Origin of the sequence: Rothia sp. HMSC072B03 (assembly GCF_001809565.1) — a bacterium.
In the GTDB taxonomy this organism is placed as follows: Bacteria; Actinomycetota; Actinomycetes; order Actinomycetales; family Micrococcaceae; genus Rothia; species Rothia mucilaginosa_A.
On sequence record NZ_KV797954.1, the window covers coordinates 1 to 5,344 of the forward strand.

At 52.3% G+C, this 5,344-nt stretch carries 2 rRNA genes; both read left to right on the forward strand.

What is annotated here, in order from left to right:
- Positions 1-527 precede the first annotated feature (527 nt).
- Positions 528-2,055 (forward strand): 16S ribosomal RNA (locus HMPREF2630_RS00005).
- A gap of 306 nt (positions 2,056-2,361) precedes the next feature.
- Positions 2,362-5,344, forward strand: a 23S ribosomal RNA gene (locus HMPREF2630_RS00010); the annotation flags it as partial.

Consider the following 5,344-nt stretch of genomic DNA (forward strand, 5'->3'; position numbering starts at 1 on the left):
GTATTCGGGTCTGTATAGTTGTATGAGTCGCCGCGGCGAGGAGGAAAAAACGAAGAACTTCTTCGGTGTTTCTCCTAGTCGGAAGCGGTTTTGACAGGTTTTCAATTATACAGTGTTTCGGTTTCTTGCTTGAAGGAATTCTTGGTCATCGTGTGGTGATTGTGGAGGATTTTAGGAAAGAAACTTTGTGGTGTGAATCACGGAAATCGGATTTGCATGGCGAATGAAACGCTGGTATAGTTGATTGGGTTGCCGCGGGAACGCGGTAACGATGAAAAGAGAATGACCGTTCAGTGGTGAGGCTCCTTCGGTTGGAGGGGTTGAGGTGTTGAATCGGTGTGTTGCTTGAGAACTCAATAGTGTGCTTTGTTCAATAAAATCACCGAATTGGTGATGGAAACTGAAACTAATACCAAATATTTATTTATTTGATAATCATTGAATGGTTTCAAAAAAGTCAGCTTGAGTCACGCACCCCCGTGTGTGATTCGCTGTTTGAGATCAGGTTATCGAACTTTTCTATTTTTTCAACGGAGAGTTTGATTCTGGCTCAGGACGAACGCTGGCGGCGTGCTTAACACATGCAAGTCGAACGATGAAGCCTAGCTTGCTAGGTGGATTAGTGGCGAACGGGTGAGTAATACGTGAGTAACCTACCTTTAACTCTGGGATAAGCCTGGGAAACTGGGTCTAATACCGGATACGACCAATCTCCGCATGGAGTGTTGGTGGAAAGCGTTATGTAGTGGTTATAGATGGGCTCACGGCCTATCAGCTTGTTGGTGAGGTAACGGCTCACCAAGGCGACGACGGGTAGCCGGCCTGAGAGGGTGACCGGCCACACTGGGACTGAGACACGGCCCAGACTCCTACGGGAGGCAGCAGTGGGGAATATTGCACAATGGGCGCAAGCCTGATGCAGCGACGCCGCGTGAGGGATGACGGCCTTCGGGTTGTAAACCTCTGTTAGCAGGGAAGAAGAGAAATTGACGGTACCTGCAGAGAAAGCGCCGGCTAACTACGTGCCAGCAGCCGCGGTAATACGTAGGGCGCGAGCGTTGTCCGGAATTATTGGGCGTAAAGAGCTTGTAGGCGGTTTGTCGCGTCTGCTGTGAAAGGCCGGGGCTTAACCCCGTGTATTGCAGTGGGTACGGGCAGACTAGAGTGCAGTAGGGGAGACTGGAACTCCTGGTGTAGCGGTGGAATGCGCAGATATCAGGAAGAACACCGATGGCGAAGGCAGGTCTCTGGGCTGTAACTGACGCTGAGAAGCGAAAGCATGGGGAGCGAACAGGATTAGATACCCTGGTAGTCCATGCCGTAAACGTTGGGCACTAGGTGTGGGGGACATTCCACGTTTTCCGCGCCGTAGCTAACGCATTAAGTGCCCCGCCTGGGGAGTACGGCCGCAAGGCTAAAACTCAAAGAAATTGACGGGGGCCCGCACAAGCGGCGGAGCATGCGGATTAATTCGATGCAACGCGAAGAACCTTACCAAGGCTTGACATATACTGGACCGCATCAGAGATGGTGTTTCCCTTCGGGGCTGGTATACAGGTGGTGCATGGTTGTCGTCAGCTCGTGTCGTGAGATGTTGGGTTAAGTCCCGCAACGAGCGCAACCCTCGTTCTATGTTGCCAGCACGTTATGGTGGGGACTCATAGGAGACTGCCGGGGTCAACTCGGAGGAAGGTGGGGATGACGTCAAATCATCATGCCCCTTATGTCTTGGGCTTCACGCATGCTACAATGGCCGGTACAGAGGGTTGCGATACTGTGAGGTGGAGCTAATCCCTAAAAGCCGGTCTCAGTTCGGATTGGGGTCTGCAACTCGACCCCATGAAGTCGGAGTCGCTAGTAATCGCAGATCAGCAACGCTGCGGTGAATACGTTCCCGGGCCTTGTACACACCGCCCGTCAAGTCACGAAAGTTGGTAACACCCAAAGCCGGTGGCCTAACCTTTTTGGAGGGAGCCGTCTAAGGTGGGATTGGCGATTGGGACTAAGTCGTAACAAGGTAGCCGTACCGGAAGGTGCGGCTGGATCACCTCCTTTCTAAGGAGCACATTTAGTTGGCCATGCTACCCGCGAGTGTCGGGTGGGTGGTTTTGCTCATGGGTGGAATGTTGGTTTTGGGTTGAGTGAAGCGCATTGTTGGGTTTTGGGGTAACACGTTGGTGTTGTTCCTGTTTTTGCCTGGCATGGTGATGATGCAAGACTTTGTTTTTGTGTTGTTGTTGTGTTGTGGGTTGTTGTTTGAGAACTATATAGTGGACGCGAGCATCTTCTGGAATTTGCGTTGAATCAATGCTTTGGTGTTGGTTTGATTGTTGATTTTAGATTCTTATTTTTCTTGATTGTGTGTAAGTTATTAAGGGCACACGGTGGATGCCTTGGCATTAAGAGCCGATGAAGGACGTGTGAATCTGCGATAAGCCTCGGGGAGCCGATAACTGGGCGTTGATCCGAGGATTTCCGAATGGGGAAACCTGGCTCATCTTCATGGTGAGTTACCGCCAGCTGAATGTATAGGCTGGTTGGGGGGAACGCGGGGAAGTGAAACATCTCAGTACCCGCAGGAAGAGAAAATAAAGTAATGATTCTGTGAGTAGTGGCGAGCGAAAGCGGAAGAGACTAAACCTGTGGTGTGTGATAGCGGTTAGGCGTTGCATCATGGGGGTTGTGGGAGTCACAGTGGCAGTTCTAACTGGCTGCCGGCATGATGTTCAGGATGGTAGGTGAACGACTTGGAATGGTCGGCCGTAGAGGGTGAGAGTCCCGTAATCGAAATTGTTCTGTCCGTGGTGTGGCCACCCGAGTAGCACGGGGCTCGTGGAATCTCGTGTGAATCTGCCAGGACCACCTGGTAAGTCTAAATACTTCTTAGTGACCGATAGTGAATCAGTACCGTGAGGGAATGGTGAAAAGTACCCCGGGAGGGGAGTGAAATAGTACCTGAAACCGTGTGCTTACAAGCCGTTGGAGCCTTTTGGGGTGACAGCGTGCCTTTTGAAGAATGAGCCTGCGAGTTAGTGTTATGTCGCGAGGTTAACCCGTGTGGGGTATCCGTAGCGAAAGCGAGTCTGAATAGGGCGTTTGAGTGGCATGACCTAGACCCGAAGCGGAGTGATCTATCCATGGCCAGGTTGAAGCGACGGTAAGACGTCGTGGAGGACCGAACCCACTTCAGTTGAAAATGGAGGGGATGAGCTGTGGATAGGGGTGAAAGGCCAATCAAACTCTGTGATAGCTGGTTCTCCCCGAAATGCATTTAGGTGCAGCGTTACGTGTTTCTTGCCGGAGGTAGAGCTACTGGATGGCCGATGGGCCTTCACGGGTTACTGACGTCAGCTAAACTCCGAATGCCGGTAAGTGAGAGCGTAGCAGTGAGACAGTGGGGGATAAGCTTCATTGTCGAGAGGGAAACAGCCCAGACCACCAACTAAGGCCCCTAAGCGTGTGCTAAGTGGGAAAGGATGTGGAGTTGCTTAGACAACCAGGAGGTTGGCTTAGAAGCAGCCACCCTTGAAAGAGTGCGTAACAGCTCACTGGTCAAGTGATTCTGCGCCGATAATGTAGCGGGGCTCAAGTACACCGCCGAAGTTGTGGCAATGACCCTTTGGGGTTGTTGGGTAGGGGAGCGTCGTGTGGCCGTTGAAGCTGCGGTGTAAACCAGTGGTGGAGGCTATGCGAGTGAGAATGCAGGCATGAGTAGCGAAAGATGAGTGAGAAACTCATCCGCCGGATGATCAAGGGTTCCAGGGTCAAGTTAATCTGCCCTGGGTTAGTCGGGGCCTAAGGCGAGGCCGACAGGCGTAGTCGATGGATAACGGGTTGATATTCCCGTACCGGTGAAGAACCGCCCATACTGATATTGTGATGCTAACCATGCGAAGCATGATGTGCAGGCTTTTGTTTGTGTGTTGTGTGGGTTGTGGGACCCGATCTTTGGAGGTAAACGTGTTAACAGGTGTGACGCAGGAAGGTAGCCAAGCCACGCGATGGTTGTCGTGGTCTAAGCGTGTAGGGTTGTCGGTTGTTAAATGCGCCGGCTGTGTGCCTGAGACGTGATGGGACCCTGTTTTTGGGGGATTTGGTGATCCTATGCTGCCGAGAAAAGCATCGGCGTGAGGTTTTAGCCGCCCGTACCCTAAACCGACACAGGTGATCAGGTAGAGAATACTAAGGCGATCGAGAGAATCATGGTTAAGGAACTCGGCAAAATGCCCCCGTAACTTCGGGAGAAGGGGGACCTTGAGCGTGATGGGCACTTGCTGCCTGGAGCGTGTATGGGTCGCAGAGACCAGGGGGAAGCGACTGTTTATCAAAAACACAGGTCCGTGCGAAGTCGTAAGACGATGTATACGGACTGACTCCTGCCCGGTGCTGGAAGGTTAAGAGGATTGGTTAGCTCTTTTGGGCGAAGCTGAGAATTTAAGCCCCAGTAAACGGCGGTGGTAACTATAACCATCCTAAGGTAGCGAAATTCCTTGTCGGGTAAGTTCCGACCTGCACGAATGGAGTAACGACTTCCCTACTGTCTCAACCATGAACTCGGCGAAATTGCAGTACGAGTAAAGATGCTCGTTTCGCGCAGCAGGACGGAAAGACCCCGTGACCTTTACTATAGTTTGGTATTGGTGTTTGGTTTGGCTTGTGTAGGATAGGTGGGAGACTGTGAAGCATGGACGCTAGTTTGTGTGGAGTCGTTGTTGAAATACCACTCTGGTCAATCTGGATGTCTAACTTCGGGCCATGATCTGGTTCAGGGACAGTGCCTGATGGGTAGTTTAACTGGGGCGGTTGCCTCCTAAAGTGTAACGGAGGCGCCCAAAGGTTCCCTCAGCCTGGTTGGCAATCAGGTGTTGAGTGTAAGTGCACAAGGGAGCTTGACTGTGAGACTGGCAGGTCGAGCAGGGACGAAAGTCGGGACTAGTGATCCGGCGGTACGTTGTGGAACGGCCGTCGCTCAACGGATAAAAGGTACCTCGGGGATAACAGGCTGATCTTGCCCAAGAGTCCATATCGACGGCATGGTTTGGCACCTCGATGTCGGCTCGTCGCATCCTGGGGCTGGAGTCGGTCCCAAGGGTTGGGCTGTTCGCCCATTAAAGCGGTACGCGAGCTGGGTTCAGAACGTCGTGAGACAGTTCGGTCCCTATCCGCTGCGCGCGTTGGAAATTTGAGAAAGGCTGTCCTTAGTACGAGAGGACCGGGACGGACGAACCTCTGGTATGTCAGTTGTACCGCCAGGTGCATGGCTGATTGGCTACGTTCGGGAGGGATAACCGCTGAAAGCATCTAAGCGGGAAGCCTGTTTCGAGATGAGATTTCCTGGCACTTT